Below are 21,008 nucleotides of genomic sequence, written 5' to 3' on the forward strand. Positions count from 1 at the left end.
TAGCACACGTATTAAACAGTGCTTTGAGGCTCTTTAATACAAAATTGCTAATTAATATGTTCTACAGGTTATGTAAAAGTACATATTAATTACCAATTGTAAAAAATGGGTTAGCCGACACTCGGTTAACAAAGAATACATTGTAACGGTTTTATCATGATATCTAATTTATTTACCAAGATTTTTGGTAGTCGCAATGACCGCACTATTAAAAACCTAAGAAAGACGGTCGCGCTAATTAATGCGCTAGAAACGCAATTAGAAGCGCTTTCTGATGAAGATTTAAGAGCTAAGACAGCTGAGTTTAGAGAACGTTACGATAACGGACAAAGCCTTGACGACATTCTACCTGAAGCATTTGCTGTGGTACGCGAAGCGTCAAAGCGTGTAAATGGCATGCGTCACTTTGACGTACAGCTATTAGGCGGCATGGTTTTACATCAAGGTCGTATTGCAGAAATGCGCACCGGTGAAGGTAAAACCCTCACAGCCACACTTCCAGCCTACTTAAATGGCTTAACAGGCAAAGGCGTGCACGTAATTACCGTGAACGACTACCTTGCTAAACGTGATGCTGAAACAAACCGCGAGTTATTTGAGTTCTTAGGCCTTACTGTGGGCTGTAACGTACCAGGCATGATGCCACAACAGAAAAAACAAGCTTACAGTGCCGATATTACATACGGTACTAATAACGAATTTGGTTTTGACTACCTACGTGACAACATGGCATTTAGCATTGATGAGCGTGTACAACGCCCACTGTTTTATGCGGTAGTGGATGAAGTGGATTCAATCTTAATTGATGAAGCGCGTACACCACTTATTATCTCAGGCCCAGCTGAAGATAGCTCTGAGCTATACATCGAAATCAATAAAATTGTGCCGCTTTTAGAGCTTCAAGAAAAAGAAGACGAAGAAGGCATTGAAGGTGATGGCGATTACACAATCGACGAAAAGTCTAAGCAAGTTCATTTAACTGAGCGCGGTCAAATTAAAGTTGAAGACTTATTAACTGAACGTGGCTTGATTGAAGAAGGCGACTCGCTTTACTCAGCCGGTAGCATTACCTTACTGAGCCATGTGTATGCCGCACTTCGTGCCCACAAGCTTTATCAAAAAGATGTTGATTACGTTGTTAAAGAAAACGAAGTTATCATTATCGATGAGCACACAGGGCGCTCAATGGAAGGTCGTCGTTGGTCTGAAGGTTTACACCAAGCTGTTGAAGCTAAAGAAGGCGTAAAAATTCAAAACGAAAACCAAACGCTGGCTTCAATCACCTTCCAAAACTACTTCCGTTTATACGAAACCTTAGCCGGTATGACAGGTACAGCCGATACTGAGGCATTTGAGTTTCAATCTATTTACGGCCTAGACACGGTTGTTATGCCAACTAATAAGCCGATGATCCGTGATGATCGCGCCGATTTAGTTTACCTAACACAAGAAGAAAAATACGAAGCTATTTTAGCCGATATTAAAGATTGCCAAGAGCGCGGACAGCCTGTGCTTGTAGGTACTATTTCGATTGAAAGCTCTGAGTATTTATCGCAGTTTTTACGCAAAGAAAAAATTAAGCACAACGTACTTAATGCTAAATTCCACGCGCAAGAAGCTGACATCGTATCGGATGCAGGCTTACCAGGTACTGTAACAATTGCAACCAACATGGCCGGTCGTGGTACCGATATTGTGCTTGGTGGTAACTGGAACAGCGAAGTTGAAAAACTAGAAAACCCAACAGATGAGCAAATTGCTGAAATTAAAGCGGCGTGGAAGATTCGCCACGATGCAGTAATTGACGCTGGCGGTTTACACATTATTGGTACTGAGCGTCATGAATCGCGCCGTATAGATAACCAATTACGTGGCCGTGCTGGTCGTCAGGGTGATGCCGGCTCTAGCCGTTTTTACTTATCGATGGATGATGCGCTAATGCGTATATTTGCCGGCGAGCGCATGACTAACATGATGCGTAAACTAGGCATGCAACGCGGCGAAGCCATTGAGCACCCTTGGGTTAACCGTGCAATTGAAAACGCTCAGCGTAAAGTAGAAGCACGTAACTTTGATGTACGTAAACAATTACTTGAGTACGATGATGTAGCAAACGATCAACGTCGTGTTGTTTACTCTCAACGTAACGAACTGCTTGAAGAAGGCGATATTTCAGAAACCATTACAGCAATCCGTGGTGATGTACTTGCCGGTGTTATTGATCAATACATTGCACCACAAAGTCTTGCTGAAATGTGGGATATCCCAGGCCTTGAAGAGCGCTTAAAACAAGACTTCCTGATTGAGCTACCTATCACGCAGTGGTTAGCTGATGACAATAAACTATACGAAGAAAAACTTCGTGAGCGTATTGAGCAAGCGGTTGAGCAAGCTTACAAGCAAAAAGAAGAGCAAGTTGGCGACTCTGTACTACGTCAGTTTGAAAAAGCGATTATGCTTCAAAGTCTTGATCAGCACTGGAAAGATCACCTTGCTGCAATGGATCATTTACGCCAAGGTATTCACTTACGTGGCTATGCACAAAAGAATCCTAAGCAAGAATACAAGCGCGAGTCGTTTGAGCTATTCACCGAAATGCTTGAAAACTTAAAAGTTGATGTAGTGGGCATTTTAAGTAAAGTACAAGTTCGTGCCGAAGAAGATGTTGAAAAAGTAGAAGAGCAACACCGTAAAAGTGAAAATGCCCCTCGCGAGTACCAACACGAAGAAGCTGAACATGTAGGCGGTGAAGCACCTCAAAGCGCAACTGTAATGGCAAGAACAGCGCCTAAAGTTGGCCGTAACGATCCGTGTCCGTGTGGCTCAGGACAAAAGTTTAAGCAATGTTGTGGTAAATTAAAGTAACGACGCATTGTATGTAATTAAAAAGCGACGCTAGCGTCGCTTTTTTTATGGAGAAAAAACATGACAACAAAAATTGTAAATGTAGCGGTAGGCGTAATAAAAAAAAATAACGCCATCTTTATCTGCAAGCGCGCTGATGAGCAACATCAAGGTGGCTTATGGGAATTTCCAGGCGGGAAAGTAGAAGCTGGCGAGAGCGTATTTGCTGCACTTAAGCGTGAGCTAAGTGAAGAAGTTGGCATTACTATTCATAGCTCTAGCCAACTGATGGTGATTGAACATGACTATGGCGATAAATGTGTAAAACTTGATATTCACGTTGTGAGTAACTTTAGCGGTGAAGCACATGGCGCCGAAGGGCAACCAAGTGAATGGGTCGCTATTAATGAGCTTAGTAACTATGAGTTCCCTGCTGCTAACGCCGAGATTATCGAAAAAATACAAGCGCGATACGCCTAAAGCACATGAATACAGCAATACAAAATAAATTAAGTGAGCTATTAGCGCTAAACCCTGAGCTTACTCAGGTGAGCTCTTTAGGCAGTGGACATATAAACACCACGTGGCTGTTAACTAATGCTGCGCAGCAATTTGTTGTTCAAAAGCTCAATACCCATGTATTTAAAAACCCAGCACAACTGGTCAATAACGCCCAGTTAATTGAGCAGCACCTAAGCGCTAAACAACAAGCAAATACTTACCCGCTCGACATTGTTAAGCATATAAGTACTTGCCAAGGTGAATACCTTATTACAATTAACAACGCGTACTATCGCGTGCTTAATTTTATTAGCCATAGTGTTAGTGAAGATGTGGTTACAGAGCCCCATCACGCACAGCAAGCCGCATTTGCATTTGGCACCTTTACACGTGCCTTGCTCGATTTTAACGCATCAAGCCTCTACCCTGTTATTACTGACTTTCATAACTTAGCTATGCGCTTTGAGCAGCTTAATACAGCTATTAGCACCGCCACTAAAGAGCGGCTGCAGCAGTGTAAAAACGACATTGACTACTGCATTGCACAACAGCATTTAGTAAAAGAGCTCGCTGACGTAACAGCCGATTTGCCCACCCGGGTGTGCCACAACGACACTAAAATAAATAATATGCTGTATTGCAGCAATACATATAAAGCTAAAGCAGTTATCGATTTAGATACGTGTATGGCAGGCTTTTTATTGTATGACTTTGGAGACATGGTGCGCACATTTTGCTGCGCTGAGGCAGAAGATTCAATTAATCTTGATAAAGTGGTTATTCGCAAAGAGGTATTTACAGCGCTTGTTAAAGGCTACCTTGCCCCCCTTAAATCGGCTATTAGCAACAAAGAGCAAGCAAGTTTGCTACTTGGCGCTAAAGTTATGCCGCTAATGCTCAGTGTGCGGTTTTTAACTGATTACTTAAATAACGACGTGTACTTTAAAACCACCCATGCAGAACATAATTTAGAACGTGCGCAAAACCAGCTGGCTTTGTATAAAAATATTTTAAGCAATCAAAGCTGGATGCATAAAACACTCATGCAGTAGCCCTAAATTAAGTATTATTGCGCATTGGTATTAGTACTCAGTATTTAAATATAAAAAAGCCAGCAAGCTAAACACTTACTGGCTTTTATTTATCAACCTAAATGCTGGCTAATTTATCTCTTAACCAGATTCAAGTTAACTAACAGGCTATCAATTACCAAATTTTTACGCGGTCTTCTGGTTTGATATACATTTTGTCGCCTTCTTTTACGTCAAACGCTTGGTAAAACTCAGGCATGTTCGACAAGATACCGATAACACGGTAGTGACTTGGTGAATGCGGGTCTGTCATTAAGCGGTTACGTAGCTCTTCATCGCGGTACTTACGACGCCAAATTTGTGACCAACCCATAAAGAAACGTTGATCGCCGGTGTAGCCATCAATAACAGGCGCTTTGTTCTCACCTAACGATAATTGATACGCCTTATAAGCCACCGTTAAACCACCTAGGTCGCCAATGTTTTCGCCAAGGGTAAGCTCGCCGTTAACACCCGCATCTTCAAACGGTTTATATTCGTTGTATTGCGCTACTAACGCACCGGTACGCTCTTCAAACTGTTTAAGATCAGACTCACTCCACCAGTTACGTAAGTTACCGTCACCATCGTATTTAGCACCTTGGTCGTCAAAACCGTGACCTAGCTCATGGCCAATTACTGCGCCAATTGCACCGTAGTTTACAGCGTCATCGGCTTCTAAATTAAAGAACGGTGGCTGTAAAATAGCAGCTGGGAATACAATTTCGTTATTTACTGGATTGTAGTAAGCATTCACTGTTTGTGGCGTCATATGCCACTCAGAGCGGTCCACTGGCTTGCCTAATTTAGCAATCATGTCGCTATAAGCCCACTGACTGTAACGTATGTAGTTACCCACTAATTCATCAGGGTTAATGCTCAGCTGTGAGTAGTCTTTCCACTTATCTGGGTAGCCAATTTTTGGGGTAAATTTGTTTAGCTTTTCTTGGGCTGCAAGCTTGGTTTCAGGGCTCATCCACTCCAGGTTTTCAATAGCAACGCCGTAACCTTTAATAACGTTATCTACCAGCTCTTCCATACGTGCTTTTGCTTCAGGCGGGAAGTTATCTTTTACGTATACTTTACCTAAAATTTCGCCAAGTACGCTGTTAGATGCATCAACCGCTTTTTTCCAAAGTGGCGCTTGCTCTTTTACGCCGCGTAATGTGGTGCTGTAAAAATCAAATTTAAGATCAACCAAGTCAGTGCTCAGTAACTGCGCGTAACCACTTACAAAATGAAACTTTAAGTAGTTTTTCCACGTTGCTAAATCTGTTTCTTTGTACACATCAGCAAACCCTTCTAAGTAGCTTGGCTGACGTACAATAATGTCTGAGGTATCTACCCCAGCACTTTTGAAAAACGCAGCTAAATCAAAGTCGCCTGTTAGCTTATTTGCCTCAGCTACGGTCATTTTATTGTATGACTTAGTTGCATCACGGCTTTGTACTCTACTCCATTGCGCCTCAGCTAAAGCGCTTTCAAATGCGATAACGCTTTTCGCGGCATCAGCGGCATTTTCAACGCCAGATTTAGCTAAAATATCGGTTATGTATTGCTCGTAAGATGCGCGAATTTTAGTAAATTTTTCATCATCTTTTAAGTAATAGTCACGATCAGGTAAGCCAAGTCCAGATTGCGATAAGTACAACGCGTATTCACTTGAATTTTTAGCGTCGTTATTTACAAACCAGCCAAATGGTAAGCTCGCACCTTGCTGCTGAATTTTAGCCATTAAAGGAGCAAGGTCAGCTTTTGAATCTAGGCTATCAATGGTATTAAGTGAAGGTTGTAAAGGTGTAATACCTAACTCATCACGTGTGTCTTTATCCATGTAGCTTTTGTAAAAAGCACCAATTTTGTACTCATCGCTGCCTTTTTTAGCACTGCTATTATTAGCGGCACTTTCAAGCGCTGTTTTCATCGCTTTTTGCGACTCGTCGTATAATTGTGTAAACGAGCCGTAGTTCGACTTATCGCCAGGGATCTCTGTTTTTGCAAGCCACTGTCCATTTACATGGTAATAAAAGTCATCTTGTGCACGAACCGACTCATCCATATTGTCAAGGTTTACACCTAGCTCAAGCGTTTTTTCTGCCGGTGCTGTAACGGCAGCGGTGTCGGCTACTTGCGTTTCTTGTTGTTTTTCACCGCAACCTACTAGGCCCAGTGCAAGTGCGATACTTGCAGCGGTAATAGTTACTTTTTTCATAATTATTCCGTTTGTTAGTAAAGAATAAAATATCTATTTCATTAAACTATTGCATGCCAGAGAAAAAATAAAAGCGCCCTGTGATGCTTTCACTTAATGAAATTAATATTTAGGCGGTTAAAACAACACGCCGAGTTTGTATGATAAACCCCATTAAAGAAACAATAAAATAGAATATGTAACAAAGTATTTTCTATGAGACGAGGTAACAAAATAGCCCTACCAACAACCATAATCGCGCTTTTGGGAGTTATTTTTTACCATGGCGAGCAAGGCGCTCTAGCTTTTCTTTCAGCGAAGGGGGCGCTGATGCGGCAATGGCATTAAGGTAATCTGAAGTTTGCTGGCTCATTTTTCTTGAATTGCCAGGTGCTTTACCTGCGGGGCCGGGTTTACCTGCGGGGCCGGGTTTATCTGCAGTTGGGCTTAAGCGCGCTGTTGCTTGAGGGTTTGCAACAATTTTAATTTGTCCGAGCTCTGCCATGCCTCCCGCTCTAAAATGCGACTGCATATCCATTTTTAAATAATTAAGTTTAAGGGCAATTGCCGCCGATACAGCTTCAATCATCAACGTGCCATCGCGGTAATTACTCACACGGCATTTTTCAGCAAGCTTTGGGCCTAAAAACTCTTTAAGCAACACCTGTTGCTTATCAAGCGCTTGGCTTTTACCTGCATAAGCCGATAAGCGATTATTAAGGCCTGCCATAATGTCAGTCAGGGGTTTTGGTGCGTACCTATCTTTAGCCATTCAACACCTCAAAAATTTAAATAAAGCACGTTTAAGCCAAGCGTTTAAATGCTCGGCTTTAATATGTGCTTTTATATTATACCAATTCGCTTAATTAAGTATTATTGCTAATTGCTATTAAGCGCCTGCTATTTGCATTTGCTCTATAAGTACTGAGCCGGTTTGAATGCCGCCTCTGCGCTCAATATCGCCCCCTATGGCCGAAATACCTTTAAACATGTCTTTTAAATTTCCGGCAATGGTAATTTCACTAACAGGGTACTGAATTTCACCGTTTTCTACCCAAAAACCAGCTGCTCCACGCGAGTAGTCACCCGTAACGGTGTTTACGCCTTGCCCCATCAGCTCGGTAACTAATAAGCCTGTTCCCATGGTTTTTAATAAAGCCGATAAATCGTTGTGCGTTTGCTCAACTAACCAGTTATGAATACCGCCTGCATGGCCTGTTGGAGCCATATTTAGTTTACGCGCTGCATAACTTGCTAATAAGTAGGTTTGCAGCTCACCGCCTTGAATAATTTCACGGTCAATCGTTTTTACCCCTTCGCTATCAAAAGGCGACGACGCTAATCCTTTTAATATATGAGGACGCTCAGCAATATTAACGTTCTTACTAAATACCTGGGTGCCTAGGCTGTCGAGTAAAAAGCTCGATTTACGATAAAGCGCCCCGCCGCCAATTGCCGACACTAAATGGCCAAACAATGAGTTGGCAATATCGGCTCTAAAAATAACAGGGACTTTCATAGTACCCAGCTTTTGGCTATTTAGTTTAGCCAGAGTTTCGGTGGCGGCTTCTAGGCCTACCGCAGCGGCGTCGTTAAGTCCGCCCTGATCGCGAGCAACAGTATAAGCAGAGTCGCGCTGCATGTGCTCGCCTTCTTTGCCTATTACCATAGTGCTAATGCTGTGGCGCGTACGTGGAAAACCAGCAATTAAACCATGGCTATTACCATACACACGTAAGCCTTGGTGCGATGAAAAACTTGCACCATCTGAATTAACAATACGCTCATCAGCATTTAAAGCGGCTTGCTCTGCAGCGTGACATAGCTCAATACCTTGCTCAGGGCTTACATCCCACGGATGATATAAATCAAGGTCCTTAGGGGCAAACTCGAGCAATTCTTTATCGGCAATACCATTAAAAGGGTCGTCTGAGGTAAATTTGGCAATATCAATGGCTTTTTCTACTACCGTGCGCAGTGTTTTTGGGTTTAGATCAGCAGTAGACGCCGAGCCTTTATTATTCCCTACATAAACACTGATACCTAAACCACCATCTTGGTTAAACTCTATGGTTTCTACTTCACCCATGCGTGTGCTTACCGATAAACCCGATGTGCTAGACATAGCAGCTTCTGCGGCAGTGGCACCCAATTTTTTAGCATGCTCGAGCACTTCAGCTACGGCATCTTTTACTTGAGAGATTTGAGAATAAATTGGATCGTGTTGTTGGCTTTTCATAAATTAAGTCCTGAGCCTTAAGGCAATATTGCACGCATTTCTTATCTTTAAATGCTAACACACTCACTGCACCACATCAGCTAATATTAATCACTAAAAGAATCGCGTATAATGGCAAAAGTTATTTTTACTTAAGAGCACCCCATGGCGAAGAAAAAAGGCAAGCCTGCTGAAATTGAAGAAGAAATTATTTACGTATCAAAAAGTGAACTAAAGCGCGACGCGCAAGAGTTTCATCAGTTAGGTTCTGAAATTGCTAAAATGGGGAAAAAGCAACGCGAACGCTTACCACTCAATGACGATTTGAAAGCAGCCATGGTAGTTGCTGATAAAATCAGTAATAAGAGCGATGCGTACCGCCGCCACTTAAATTACATTGCTAAAACGCTACGCACAGTAGAAAACGTTGAAGAAATTAAAGCCATTATTGATGTAATGCTTAATAAAAATAACCAAGCTGAGGTTTTAATTAAAAAAATTGAGCAATTACGTACCGACTTAATTGAGCAAGGCGATGATTTAATTAACGAAACTATTGAGCAATACCCAACCCTTGAGCGCCAAAAAATGCGCCAATTGGTACGCAACGCCGCTAAAGAAGTTAAAGCTGAAAAGCCAGGCAAGGGCTATAAAGAATTGTTTCAATACTTAAAAGATGCCCACAACATAACGTATTAACAAAAAATACTATTTTAAAAAGGTGCTTAGGCACCTTTTTTGTTGTAGATCAAAACCCCTCCCTTAAAAGCTTTTTATACTCAACACCTCATTAATACATAAGGTGCGCGTGATGATAAAGCTTCCAAAATGGGATCAAACTCTTATAAATAAGTATAACGTGTCAGGGCCACGCTATACCTCCTACCCTACCGCTTTATCTTTAAGCGAGGGGTATCAGCAACAAGACCTTGTTAGCGCTATAAAATCATCCTCTAGTCGCTCACTTTCTTTATATATTCATATCCCATTTTGCAGTGAGCTTTGCTATTACTGCGGATGTAACAAGGTGATCACACGCCATCAGTCTAAAGCCGATGTATATTTAGATTATTTAACAAAAGAAATAGCAGCGCATGCCCCTTTATTTAAACACTACACAGTGGAGCAATTACATTTAGGGGGTGGTACGCCAACCTTTTTAACTGTAAAGCAAATGACGCGCTTAATTAACTTATTAGAGCAGCACTTTCACTTTACCCGCAACACTGAGCGAGGCATTGAAATAGACCCACGCTCCCTTACTAAATATATGCTTATACACTTACGGGTTTTAGGCTTTAACCGCGTATCCTTTGGTATTCAAGATTTTAACGATGAGGTACAGCAAGCGGTTAACCGCACGCAGCAAGTAGATACCGTTAAAGCACTGATAACCCAAGCCCGCGAGCTTGGCTTTAAGTCTATAAATGCAGATATGATTTATGGCCTACCTAAACAAACACCCCACAGCTTTGAAAAAACAATAGCGCAACTAATTGCCTTAAACCCAGATAGAGTCTCTGTATTTAATTACGCACATTTACCAGAGCACTTTGCAGCGCAACGTAAAATAAAAGAGGCTGACTTACCCAGTGCCCACGACAAGCTAACCATGCTTAAAAACACCTTGGCGCAAATGACCTTTGCAGGCTATCAGTTTATTGGTATGGATCATTTTGCAAAAGCCGACAACGAACTTGCAGTCGCGCAAAATAAAGGGCAGCTACATCGCAACTTTCAGGGCTATACCACTCACGGTAATTGCGACTTATTAGGTTTAGGGGTCTCGTCTATTTCGCAAATTGGCACGGCCATTTTACAAAACCAAAAAGTGCTTAAGCATTATTATCACGCAATTGAAACGCAAGCCGGCAGTGCTATACATAAAGGAATGCATTTAACGCACGATGATGTAATACGCGCGGAGGCTATTAAATCACTTATTTGCCAGTTTGAATTAGACACGCACGCATTTTCGAAAAAGCATTCTATACATTTTAATGAGTATTTTGCGGATGCGCTGTTAGCGCTAAAGCCTTTAATAGACGATGACATGGTGCATATAAACGATAAGGTAATACGCGTCACGCCTCGCGGAAATCTATTTATTCGTATTATATGTATGTGCTTTGATGCTCACTTACAAAAGCAAATAAGTAAAACCCGTTTCTCACGTGTGATTTAATTAGTGCTATTCCAATTCGCTTATCACGTTTGAGGTAGTAAAAACGTGTCGATAAGCAGGCATAAAAAAAGCAGACCTGAGTCTGCTTTTTGTATTTTCTATAGGGGTTAATTAAACACGATGTTTTCGCTGCCCGGCGCAGCTTTAAACTCAACAATGATTTTGTCGCAATCGGCTTTAATCTCATCACTAAAGTTTTCTTCAGCTCGCCAACGTGCTGTATCTTGCTTAAAAATCTCTTTTTTAGAGTATTTTTTGCGTGCATCGTGAGTCGGCATTTCTTTCACAACGTTATACATTTTATAAATGCCTGGGTACGCTAGCGTTAAATCTCGCTCATCTTCAAAAGCGTACTGAGACATTAAAACCCAAATTCGTAAACAGCCTTCAGAGTACTCACATTGCTCTTCAGCCATTGCACGAGCAATAAGATGGATGCTATCTGCAAGTTTAGCGTTACGCTTTAAGCGCGACTGCTTAAGCTTTTGCTGTTGCTCAGCTTGCTTTTGCGCAATTAACTTTTTTTGCGCGTTAAGCTTATAGAGCAACTGACCTGCATAAAATGCTAAGCCAGCAATAATAACAGCACCTACAAACAAGGCTACAATCACTGCGGTACTCATTAAGCGCCCTTACTATTTGTCGTCATCATCATCTAGCCACTCATTGGCTAAATCATCTGAAAGGTACTTATCGAAATCTGAGTTACCGTCGCTTTCGAAGTTATCTTCAAAATCATCTTCAAACTCGTCTTCATCTTCGATACCTAGTAACTTACAAAGTACTTGGTGGCGAGCAATACGGCTATTAAAGTACTTCGCATCTTTACCCGTCAGCATTTCACCTTGCTCATGGCGCTCAACGAGCTTAAGTAAACGCTCATCGTTTTCAAGCGCTTCTAGCTCTTGCTCAGGCGTAAGCTCTGGCTCTGTAACCTTTTTAAGCTCAACTGTTGGCTTTAAGTTACGCTTCATTTCTACTTGCGGCTGTGGTGCACTAGCCACTAAAGGCACGGCTTTTTTACTGCCGACGCGCTTATCTTTTGGCGCTGAGTTTGCTTTTTTAGTATCGCTATCTAATAGCTCAGGTGCATTACGAGAACCAGGCTTAGCGCCCTTTGGCTTTTTAACTCGTTGCTCTTTTAACGCACGCATTTCTTTAAGCTTATCTTGGCTTAAACGAACAGGGCCGTTTGAAGGAATTTTGCGTGATTTTTTCTTTCTACTCATATCTTGATCATCTCACTTAAGAGGTTTTGAGCGAGGCACATAACATGAGCATCGCAGTGCTGGCCTAGCCAGAAGAATTCGATTTGCGCATTAAAGCTTGGGTTGCTCGTTGAATTAGCGCATTAGCTTATTGCTAAACGGTGGGTATTGTAACAGGACAAATAAAAAGGCGGTAGAGAAAACATCTCTACCGCCTACTAATCTGAGCGCCATTATCTGGACACTTCTCCCTTCGACTTTTTTTAGTCTTTATTATTTTTATTATTATCAGTCCGTATTGTTATTATTTTAACCTTCCTTGTTACATTCCATTTTGTTTTTATTATTAAACTTCCTTGAGATTTTATTATTTACGGTCATCCTGACGCTTTCTTGTTATTTCCTTTTGTAGCACCTTCAATGTGCTATTCAGTCGTGTCGCGCCATTTTCCTTTAGCATAATCCATGTTGTTATTGTTGTTTTGCGACAGTGGTTAATTTACCCGTTAATATCTTTGTTACAACTGGTTTATATAATTTTTCTTACATAGAGCACATATAAAAAACAAAAAACTTATAATAAACATAAATTTAACTGTAAAAATATTTTTAAAATAAGTTATTTCTTACAAAATAGCATGGCAAATGTCTCACAAACTAAAGGGTGATATCGTTAAAATGTGGACACAAAAAAAGCAGCGTAAGCTGCTTTTTAATCATATTACATAGTATTACACTAGCTAATACTAGATAAATACGACTTTAGTGTAAGCCACCTAAGTATTGAGATAGTACTTCAATATCTTTATCAGTTAGCTTTTTCGCTATATCTTGCATCATACCGTTATGGTCGTTTTTACGGGTTCCATCACGAAACTTCTCTAGCTGAGCTTTAATGTACTCTGGGTGCTGAAAAGAAATTTTAGGAAACTTAGCAAGAGACGAACCATTGCCTCGCGGACCATGACACGCCGCACAAGCCGGAATACCACGTTCAGCATCGCCTGCTTTGTAAAGCATTTGACCAACTTCAACCACGTCTTTAGGGGTGGCGCCTTCAGTCATGTTCAATGAAGAAAAATAAGCAGATAGGTCTTTCATGTCTTGTTCGCTAAGTGGCATAGCCATCGCGCTCATTACAGGATCCATACGGCCTTCTTTACCGCCTGAAGTCATACCTAATTTTAAATCCTTAAGTTGTTTAAGGATGTAATCTGGGTGCTGGCCTGCAAGTTTAGGGTAAATATTAACCGGTGCATTACCGTCTGGGCCGTGACAAGCCGCACACGTTGCTGATTTTTCTTTACCTGCGTTTACATCGCCATCAAATGCTGTTGCGTTGCTTGCTGACAACGCACCAAGCAATATTGTTAAAGATAGTGCTATTTTTTTCATGGTGAATTCTCTGTTTCCGACCCTGTATCATCTACAATATGGATGTTGTAATTCATGTATTCTACACGATAAAAAATTCTCTGGCACGTTTTCTACTCATATTAAGCTTATAATTTATAGGGTTTTGACCTAGATTAACCTTTAAGCAGCTTTAATAGTGCCATTTATAGAGTTTTTAGGTGTTTAAATACGCTTTTTAATACATCCTTTATAGTATAAAATACGCGCCCTGAGTGAATTTAGCTCAATAAGATTAACTTTTACGTTTTTAGGAGAGCCTGTGCTCAAATCTCGTATCAAATATAATACTGCGTCTTTTGTAACAAGCGCGCCAGACATCACTAAATTACCTGCTGATACGGGAATTGAAGTCGCGTTTGCAGGTCGCTCTAATGCAGGTAAGTCAAGTGCTCTTAATGCACTGACAGATCAAAAACTTGCTCGTACCAGTAAAACGCCAGGTCGTACGCAGTTAATCAACACCTTTGAGTTAGGTGAAGTAGACGATATGCGCTTAATCGACTTACCCGGTTATGGTTTTGCTAAAGTACCTATTGAAATGAAAAAGAAGTGGCAAAAGTCACTGGGTGAGTACCTACAAAAACGTCAAAGTTTAAAAGGTATTGTTATATTAATGGATATTCGCCACCCATTAAAAGATTTAGACAAAGATTTAATTAACTGGGCTATTGGCAGCGAAATCCCGGTATTGGCGCTTTTAACTAAAGCCGATAAGCTCAAGCAAGGTGCGCGTAAAGCACAAGTACTGCAAGTACGCCGCGAATTAAGTGAACTAGACGGTGACATCACTGTACACGCTTTTTCATCACTTAAGGGAACAGGTTTACCAGAAGTCGCTAAAAAGCTAGATGAGTGGTATTTAGGGCCAATTGTGGCTGTTGCACCGCCGCAAAGCGATGAAAACAGCTCAGACGCTTAAAAATAAGCACCTATGAAAGATAAAACTTTCCCCCTGCTGATTTTATAAAATAGCCGCGCTCATCAGCGTCGGCTATTTCAGCCCACTGATAAAACACACTTCGTGATACCCGCGCGCTACACCCATAAGGTAATTGCAAATAAGGCACCGCTGCATTTTTATAGTTTTTTATATAAAGAGGCTGCTCAGCACTGATTAACCATTGCCGTGCTAAATTATCTACACAACACATAACCTGCCCTTGCGCTGTGCTCTCAATATGCCAGCTTACGATAACGAAAGGCGCATCTTGCACCTCTATCGCTATTTTTTCGATGGGTGTTTTTAAATAAAACTGCTCACCTTCTTTGCATAAAACACTGGCAAACAGTTTTACCATCGCAGGGCGAGTAATTTCGCTGCCATCGTAAAACCACTGCCCTTGCTCGTTAATCATAATCGGCAGCTCACCACACTGGGTAGGCTGCCAACTATCAAACGGTTTGCTAGGCTCGCTTAATTGCTTACTAAGCGCCGTTAACGAGATCACTGTTTTTTAAGTGTTAGCGCAAAAGTAACTGGTACGGCTGTAGCAACTGCAGGTAAACCAGCTAATTGCTGTAGCTTTTTAACGCCTTCGGTCACACCAAAGTCTTGGCTATTTACAATCACAGGCGTAAACGACGACACGCTTAAATCGCCATTTTCGGCACTGCTAACAAGTACATTTATTTTTAATGGCTTTTTATTACCATGAAAATCAAGCTGTGCATTAACCTCTTTTAATACATGCTGGCCCGGCTTTTTAATATTACTTAATTGCTTTTTTAAATCCGCGGTTAAAACTGCATGAGGAAACTTAGCCGCTTCAAATACAAATTGAGTTAAACGTTCATTGCGAATAGGGATCAGTGTTTCTGCAGAGGTTAAGTCTATATTTACACTAAAAGCACCACTGTCTGAAAGTGTTCCTTCTAGGTTAGTAAAATGATGTGCCTCAGCAATCGAGTCTTTTTTGATAGAAACAAAACTTAATTGGCTCTTGTCATTGACTAGCTGCCAATCTGCATGAGCGGCATTAGACAAAGCAACACTTGATAACGATAAACCGATAATGGCTAACGTTTTAAACATAACGCACTCCTAAAATAAAATGAGAATAATAGCGCTTTCGATACTATCACCTGAAATAGGGGCAAACCACCTCAAATTAAAGACGGCGCTAAATTACTTAGCCCGTACTGTTATTAAAAAATTAATAACGATATAGCAGCCTATAACTGATGCTTTTTAGGGCCATACCGCTACATCCACGCTAATCATTGCGTGAGATAGCTTTACTTGCCTACGTTTGCTTTATAACTGCTTTATACATATACCCGTTTGAGGGCGCGCAAGGTATGGCACAAAAAATAATAAACATAAATGAGCATAAAGTGTGAATAGTAAAAAAGCGCTTAGCGGTGCTATTTAGCTTTAAAGGGCAATCTAATGAGGAAGAAAAAGCAGCCTGCTTAAAACAAGCAGGCCGATATAGCAAACTGGGGAGAAGCTATCAATTTGTTGCACCTTTTCAGATGCATCATCAACAGGATGTCCTACAGGATGAGGACGCGCGCACTTTAGCAAAAGCGCGCATAAAAATACAATGATATTCCGCCAAAATAGTTCGAATTGACGAACATATAACTATTTAATACAAATAGTTGCTTAAATTAACCTACTTTTAACTAAACTTTGTTTACGCGTAGAAATACTTATATCGATTCGCTTAATTGAGTGAGTTATTTAGAGGCAATAAAAAAGCGCCTTGCGGCGCTTTAAAATATAAGCATGTTTTAGGTTAGTGGGCTTGTTCCCAGTTTTCACCTTCGTCAGCTTCTACAATTAAAGGAACATCTAAGCTAGCCGCTTGCGACATTAGCTCACAAATCTGCTTTGTGTATGCTTGCGCACAATCGGTTTTAATCTCAAACACCAATTCATCATGTACTTGCATAAGTAACTTAATGGTATTGGGAGCTTGTTGATTAACCCAGCTATGCACGCTCAGCATTGCTTTTTTAATAATATCAGCGGCTGTACCTTGCATTGGTGCATTGATTGCTGCGCGTTCGGCGCCTTTACGGCGAGCTCCATTACGTGCATTAATTTCGGGTAAGTGTAAACGACGCCCAAAAATAGTTTCTACGTACCCGTTCTCGGCCGCTTTTTCGCGGGTTGTTTCCATGTACTCAAGTACCCCAGGGAAGCGCTCAAAGTATTTATCTATGTAGTGCTGCGCTTCGTGGCGTGGTACATCAAGCTGACGCGCTAAACCAAAGGCTGACATGCCGTAAATTAACCCAAAGTTTACTGCTTTAGCTTTACGGCGCATATCTGTGGTTACATCCTCTAGCTCAACCCCAAATACCTCAGCAGCGGTTGCACTGTGCACATCTAACCCATTAGCAAAGGCATTTAGTAGCCCTTTGTCTTGCGATAAATGCGCCATAATACGCAGCTCAATTTGACTGTAATCGGCAGCCACAATTTTATAGCCTTGTGCCGCTACAAATGCCTCACGTATACGACGTCCTTCTTCAGAACGAATAGGGATATTTTGTAAGTTAGGATCGGTAGAACTCAAACGCCCTGTGGCCGTAACAGCTTGATGATAAGAAGTATGCACGCGCTGTGTTTTCTCATTAACCATCAATGGTAATTTATCAGTGTAGGTTGATTTAAGCTTAGATAAACCACGGTGCTCAATAATCACCTTAGGTAGTGGGTAGTCATGGGCAAGTTCTTGTAGCACTTCTTCAGCCGTTGAAGGTGCACCTTTAGGTGTTTTTTTAATGACTGGCAGCTCAAGTTTTTCAAATAAAAGTACTTGCAGCTGCTTTGGCGAGCTTAGGTTAAATGGTTCGCCAGCTATCTCAAACGCTTCTTTTTCAAGTTCAAGTAAACGCTCGCCTAAACGCTGGCTGTGCGCCGCCAGCATGTTGCTATCAATTGCTACGCCGGTGCGTTCAATATCAGAAATAACATTCACTAATGGCATTTCTATTGTTTCAAATACTGACTTTAACTTCTCATCAGCTTCTAATTTTGGCCAAAGTACTTGGTGTAAACGCAGTGTAATATCGGCATCTTCTGCTGCATAAGGCGCAGCTTGCTCAAGCTCAATTTGATTAAAGGTAAGCTGCTTTTTCCCTTTGCCGGCTATATCTTCAAAGCTAATGTTTTTATGGCCTAAGTATTTAAGCGCTAATGAATCCATGTCATGGCGAGTGCCCACGCTATTAAATACGTACGACTCAAGCATAGTATCAAACTTAATGCCATTGAGCTCATAGCCTGCATTAGCCAGTACGCTCTTGTCGTATTTTAGGTTTTGCCCTACTTTAGCTTTGTTAGCATCGGCGAGGATTGGCCCAAGCTTTTGCATTACATATTCAAGGCTTAATTGCTCTGGTGCACCCGGGTAATCGTGTGCAATTGGTAAGTAAGCAGCTTCGCCTGCTTTTACAGCAAAGCTCATACCTACTAACTGCGCTTGCATGTAATCAAGGCTGGTTGTTTCGGTATCAAAGGCAAATAACTCAGCGCTATTTAGCTGCTCAATAAGCGTATCAAATTGTGATTCGGTTAAGATAGTTTCGTAATGAGCGTCTTCTACTTTTGGCAGTTCATTTGCCTCAGTAGGGAGCGCTTTTTCTGCATCTTTTGGATTATCAAGCAGCTCAGCTAACCAGCGACGGAACTCACACTCACCATACAGTGCAATAAGCTCATCTTTATTTGGCTCTTGTACTTTAAAGGTATCTAGGTCTGACTCTACCTCAACATCACATTTAATGGTGGCAAGCTCATAACTAAGTGGTAAATGATCAAGGGCGTTTGCAAGCTTCTCACCAATCTTGCCTTTAATATCGCCGGCATTATCAATTACACCTTGAAGCGATCCATATTTTTGTAGCCATTTAACAGCTGTTTTAGGTCCACAGCCTTCAACACCTGGGATGTTGTCAACCTTATCACCCATTAGCGCTAAATAGTCGATGATTAGCTCAGGACCCACACCAAATTTTTCAACAACGGTTTGAGGATCTGAAATGCTGTCGGTCATGGTATTTATTAGCGTAACATGCTCGTTAACTAGCTGAGCCATGTCTTTATCGCCTGTAGAAACCAATACATGGCGCTTTTGCTCAGTTGCTATTCGCGAAAACGTACCAATAACATCGTCGGCTTCAACCCCTTCAATACTAATTAGCGGAAAGCCCATCGCTTTAATAATACTGTGCAGTGGCGCTATTTGCGTTCGTAAATCGTCAGGCATAGGCGGACGGTTAGCTTTATACTCGCTATACATATCGTTTCTGAACGTTTTGCCTTTGGCATCAAACACCACCACCATGTGGCTCGGATCATATTGTTTGATCAAACTTTTAAGCATGTTTACCACGCCATAAATAGCGCCAGTTGCTTCACCTTTAGAGTTGGTTAAATGCGGTGGAGAATGATAAGCACGAAATAAATATGAAGAGCCATCAACTAAAATTAGCGGGTTTTCGGGGATCTGAGCCATGGTGAATTTGGATCCTAAATACAAAAAAGTAATATTATTACAAGCATGCCATAAGGTTGTGAATAAAACGACAGTGAATTACGCTTAGTAGCCATAATTATTGCGGAGCAACCTGTGGATAACTTTGTAGATAACAGCCACGAGCTATTCCTCCAATGCATAATAAAATGCTTAGAAAAATAAATAACTGCTTGTTTTGTTTAAAAAAGATAATACGAGGTTCTTTTTTTATTATTTTAAAACCAATGTGGAAAAAGGTTTTCTAACTGATACATCCGCTGTTAGTCACTTTAGTTATTTGTATCCATTTAAATAACCGGAGGAGTATTCTAGCATAATGGATCAAAGATCATAGCGATCCTTTATAATTTTTTTTACGAGCGCACTGGCAAAAATGGCATAAACCGCAATACAACTTGCACTGCGAATACTTTTTAAACTAAAAAATTATTTTAGTGTGTGTTTTGGCCCGTGTTAAACTTCACCCAAACGACTTATTTAAAATACTTAAGGAGCACAAAAGCATGAAAAAGATAGCTGTAATATTAGCCGGCTGTGGTGTGTACGATGGCAGTGAAATAAACGAAGCAGTATTAACACTGCTGCACATAGCTAAAAACGGTGCTGCATATCAATGTTTTGCTCCTGATATAGAACAACTTCACACTATTAATCACCTCACCGGTGAAGAAATGCCAAGCAACCGTAATGTACTCGCTGAGGCAGCACGCATTGCCCGTGGTGATATAAAATCATTAAGCGAATTAAAGGCATCTGAATTTGATGCGTTAATAGTACCAGGGGGATTTGGCGCCGCTAAAAACTTATGTGATTTTGCCGTTAAAGGCGCTGATGCGCAGATAAACGACCTAGTATTAGAGGCCTGTAAACAATTTGCTAATACACAAAAAGCCGCTGGCTACATGTGTATTGCGCCGGCTTTAATTCCGTTTATATATCCCAATGCTACTTTAACCATAGGTAATGATGAACAGACCGCAAGCGCTTTAACCCAGCTAGGCTCTACACACGCAGCCTGTGCGGTTGATGATATTGTGATTGATGAGGACAATAAACTCGTTACCACCCCTGCTTATATGCTGGCGCAGTCTATTTTAGATGCCGATGCGGGGATCGAAAAACTGGTTAAAAACGTACTAGCATTAGCTTAAATAGTGATTTACTAAGCCACCGATTATAAATGTTTGTTAACTGAAACATGCAATTTTATTGCGTTAACGCAAAAATTAGTCAGTTTTATCGATAAAAACACCAGTGGGCGTTTTATAAATTGTTACACAAAGGTATAATCGGTTTAATTTCCGTCATCTATAATCGTGATTGATCACGTTCAAATCGAAGTGAGCAAGGCAAAATGAAAAAACTATCAGCTGCAGCATTATTAGTGCTAGCAACCACCGCATACGCACAGCCATATGATAACTCTATGACTGAAGATGCGATAAAAAAACGTTTAGCACCAGTTGGCGCTGTTTATCTTGAAGGCGAGAAAGCTGCTGCAGCCGCAGCTCCTACTGGCCCTCGCTCTGGTGAGCAAGTGTACCAAGGCGCATGTTTTGCCTGTCACGGTACTGGCGCACTAGGTGCACCTAAATCAGCTGATGACTGGGCACCGCGTATCGCTAAAGGTAAAGATGTACTGCTTGATCACGCTATCAACGGTTTTAATGCGATGCCGCCAAAAGGAACATGTATGGATTGTTCTGATGATGAGATTAGCGCAGCTATTGATTTCATGACATCTAAATAATTTAATTAAGCCCCTGATAACTAGGGTGATTAATTTAAAAAGGCCTATTTTTATAATAGGCCTTTTTTTATTCCTAAAATAATCTTTTTAGTTGCTGTTTTAGGGCATTAGTTACTTGACGATCGCAACTAAA

General features: G+C 41.2%; 17 protein-coding genes. 8 read left to right on the top strand and 9 right to left on the bottom strand.

Annotated features, from left to right (window positions below; translation table 11 throughout):
• Positions 1-156: 156 nt before the first annotated feature.
• From secA to MSC25_RS09495, 3 genes are read left to right on the top strand one after another with little or no spacing between them, the layout of a single operon-like run.
• On the top strand, positions 157-2,865 hold the full coding sequence (gene secA / locus MSC25_RS09485; RefSeq protein ID WP_064386276.1) for a preprotein translocase subunit SecA: 2,709 nt from the start codon (positions 157-159) through the stop codon (positions 2,863-2,865).
• A 60-nt stretch (positions 2,866-2,925) separates the two neighbouring features.
• A complete protein-coding gene (mutT, locus tag MSC25_RS09490) occupies positions 2,926-3,324 on the top strand; it encodes an 8-oxo-dGTP diphosphatase MutT (protein WP_004589320.1) in 399 nt (132 codons plus the stop codon).
• 5 nt (positions 3,325-3,329) lie between these two features.
• Positions 3,330-4,397 carry a phosphotransferase gene (locus tag MSC25_RS09495; RefSeq protein ID WP_248443254.1) on the top strand — a complete coding sequence of 356 codons (1,068 nt, stop codon included), beginning with the start codon at positions 3,330-3,332 and terminating at the stop codon, positions 4,395-4,397.
• A gap of 154 nt (positions 4,398-4,551) precedes the next feature.
• Here the strand turns inward: MSC25_RS09495 and MSC25_RS09500 are convergent, their stop codons facing one another.
• From MSC25_RS09500 to pmbA, 3 genes are all read right to left on the bottom strand, one after another.
• The gene (locus MSC25_RS09500) at positions 4,552-6,627 is read right to left on the bottom strand and encodes a M13-type metalloendopeptidase (RefSeq protein ID WP_248443255.1); all 2,076 of its coding nucleotides are present in this window, start codon (positions 6,625-6,627) and stop codon (positions 4,552-4,554) included.
• 250 nt (positions 6,628-6,877) lie between these two features.
• A complete protein-coding gene (locus tag MSC25_RS09505) occupies positions 6,878-7,378 on the bottom strand; it encodes a DUF721 domain-containing protein (RefSeq protein ID WP_248443256.1) in 501 nt (166 codons plus the stop codon).
• A gap of 117 nt (positions 7,379-7,495) precedes the next feature.
• Entirely contained in the window at positions 7,496-8,845 is a 1,350-nt protein-coding gene (gene pmbA / locus MSC25_RS09510; protein ID WP_004589316.1) for a metalloprotease PmbA, read from the bottom strand.
• Between the two features lie 144 nt (positions 8,846-8,989).
• Here pmbA and yjgA point away from each other — a divergent pair, with 144 nt between their 5' ends.
• Complete coding sequence (gene yjgA, locus MSC25_RS09515; protein WP_004589315.1) at positions 8,990-9,523, top strand: ribosome biogenesis factor YjgA; 534 nt, start codon at positions 8,990-8,992, stop codon at positions 9,521-9,523.
• Between the two features lie 112 nt (positions 9,524-9,635).
• Entirely contained in the window at positions 9,636-11,009 is a 1,374-nt protein-coding gene (gene hemN / locus MSC25_RS09520; RefSeq protein WP_248443257.1) for an oxygen-independent coproporphyrinogen III oxidase, read from the top strand.
• 107 nt (positions 11,010-11,116) lie between these two features.
• Here the strand turns inward: hemN and MSC25_RS09525 are convergent, their stop codons facing one another.
• From MSC25_RS09525 to MSC25_RS09535, 3 genes are all read right to left on the bottom strand, one after another.
• Positions 11,117-11,632, bottom strand: coding sequence for a DUF2489 domain-containing protein (locus MSC25_RS09525; protein ID WP_004589313.1), 516 nt, complete (start codon positions 11,630-11,632; stop codon positions 11,117-11,119).
• Between the two features lie 12 nt (positions 11,633-11,644).
• The gene (gene yihI / locus MSC25_RS09530) at positions 11,645-12,238 is read right to left on the bottom strand and encodes a Der GTPase-activating protein YihI (protein WP_054982946.1); all 594 of its coding nucleotides are present in this window, start codon (positions 12,236-12,238) and stop codon (positions 11,645-11,647) included.
• 741 nt (positions 12,239-12,979) lie between these two features.
• Positions 12,980-13,612, bottom strand: coding sequence for a c-type cytochrome (locus MSC25_RS09535; RefSeq protein WP_004589311.1), 633 nt, complete (start codon positions 13,610-13,612; stop codon positions 12,980-12,982).
• 280 nt (positions 13,613-13,892) lie between these two features.
• Between MSC25_RS09535 and yihA the strand changes: the two genes are divergently transcribed.
• Positions 13,893-14,552 (top strand): ribosome biogenesis GTP-binding protein YihA/YsxC, encoded by a 660-nt coding sequence (gene yihA / locus MSC25_RS09540; protein WP_248443258.1) that lies wholly within the window; start codon positions 13,893-13,895, stop codon positions 14,550-14,552.
• 10 nt (positions 14,553-14,562) lie between these two features.
• Here yihA and MSC25_RS09545 read toward each other — a convergent pair whose 3' ends face one another.
• From MSC25_RS09545 to polA, 3 genes are all read right to left on the bottom strand, one after another.
• A complete protein-coding gene (locus tag MSC25_RS09545; RefSeq protein ID WP_248443259.1) occupies positions 14,563-15,081 on the bottom strand; it encodes a DUF1285 domain-containing protein in 519 nt (172 codons plus the stop codon).
• On the bottom strand, positions 15,078-15,665 hold the full coding sequence (locus MSC25_RS09550) for a YceI family protein (protein ID WP_248443260.1): 588 nt from the start codon (positions 15,663-15,665) through the stop codon (positions 15,078-15,080). Before MSC25_RS09550 ends, MSC25_RS09545 begins: the two co-directional genes overlap by 4 nt.
• A 709-nt stretch (positions 15,666-16,374) precedes the next feature.
• Positions 16,375-19,104 (bottom strand): DNA polymerase I, encoded by a 2,730-nt coding sequence (polA, locus tag MSC25_RS09555; RefSeq protein WP_029773397.1) that lies wholly within the window; start codon positions 19,102-19,104, stop codon positions 16,375-16,377.
• Positions 19,105-19,628: 524 nt separating this feature from the next.
• On the opposite strand from polA, the gene elbB reads away from it, so the two are divergent.
• Together elbB and MSC25_RS09565 are read left to right on the top strand one after the other, a co-directional pair.
• On the top strand, positions 19,629-20,276 hold the full coding sequence (gene elbB, locus MSC25_RS09560; protein ID WP_248443262.1) for an isoprenoid biosynthesis glyoxalase ElbB: 648 nt from the start codon (positions 19,629-19,631) through the stop codon (positions 20,274-20,276).
• A gap of 203 nt (positions 20,277-20,479) precedes the next feature.
• Complete coding sequence (locus tag MSC25_RS09565) at positions 20,480-20,875, top strand: cytochrome c5 family protein (RefSeq protein ID WP_004589305.1); 396 nt, start codon at positions 20,480-20,482, stop codon at positions 20,873-20,875.
• The last annotated feature ends 133 nt before the right edge of the window (positions 20,876-21,008 follow it).

It is taken from the genome of Pseudoalteromonas sp. 1CM17D, assembly GCF_023161805.1.
GTDB lineage: Bacteria > Pseudomonadota > Gammaproteobacteria > Enterobacterales > Alteromonadaceae > Pseudoalteromonas > Pseudoalteromonas atlantica.

Bases quoted from the DNA above. Each gene is read 5' to 3' on its own strand.
- MSC25_RS09505 (WP_248443256.1), bottom strand. From the start codon at position 7,378: ATGGCTAAAGATAGGTACGCACCAAAACCCCTGACTGACATTATGGCA.
- mutT (WP_004589320.1), top strand. From the start codon at position 2,926: ATGACAACAAAAATTGTAAATGTAGCGGTAGGCGTAATAAAAAAAAAT.
- pmbA (WP_004589316.1), bottom strand. From the start codon at position 8,845: ATGAAAAGCCAACAACACGATCCAATTTATTCTCAAATCTCTCAAGTA.
- MSC25_RS09535 (WP_004589311.1), bottom strand. From the start codon at position 13,612: ATGAAAAAAATAGCACTATCTTTAACAATATTGCTTGGTGCGTTGTCA.
- elbB (WP_248443262.1), top strand. From the start codon at position 19,629: ATGAAAAAGATAGCTGTAATATTAGCCGGCTGTGGTGTGTACGATGGC.
- MSC25_RS09495 (WP_248443254.1), top strand. From the start codon at position 3,330: ATGAATACAGCAATACAAAATAAATTAAGTGAGCTATTAGCGCTAAAC.
- hemN (WP_248443257.1), top strand. From the start codon at position 9,636: ATGATAAAGCTTCCAAAATGGGATCAAACTCTTATAAATAAGTATAAC.
- MSC25_RS09500 (WP_248443255.1), bottom strand. From the start codon at position 6,627: ATGAAAAAAGTAACTATTACCGCTGCAAGTATCGCACTTGCACTGGGC.
- yihI (WP_054982946.1), bottom strand. From the start codon at position 12,238: ATGAGTAGAAAGAAAAAATCACGCAAAATTCCTTCAAACGGCCCTGTT.
- MSC25_RS09525 (WP_004589313.1), bottom strand. From the start codon at position 11,632: ATGAGTACCGCAGTGATTGTAGCCTTGTTTGTAGGTGCTGTTATTATT.
- yjgA (WP_004589315.1), top strand. From the start codon at position 8,990: ATGGCGAAGAAAAAAGGCAAGCCTGCTGAAATTGAAGAAGAAATTATT.
- MSC25_RS09550 (WP_248443260.1), bottom strand. From the start codon at position 15,665: ATGTTTAAAACGTTAGCCATTATCGGTTTATCGTTATCAAGTGTTGCT.
- secA (WP_064386276.1), top strand. From the start codon at position 157: ATGATATCTAATTTATTTACCAAGATTTTTGGTAGTCGCAATGACCGC.
- MSC25_RS09565 (WP_004589305.1), top strand. From the start codon at position 20,480: ATGAAAAAACTATCAGCTGCAGCATTATTAGTGCTAGCAACCACCGCA.
- polA (WP_029773397.1), bottom strand. From the start codon at position 19,104: ATGGCTCAGATCCCCGAAAACCCGCTAATTTTAGTTGATGGCTCTTCA.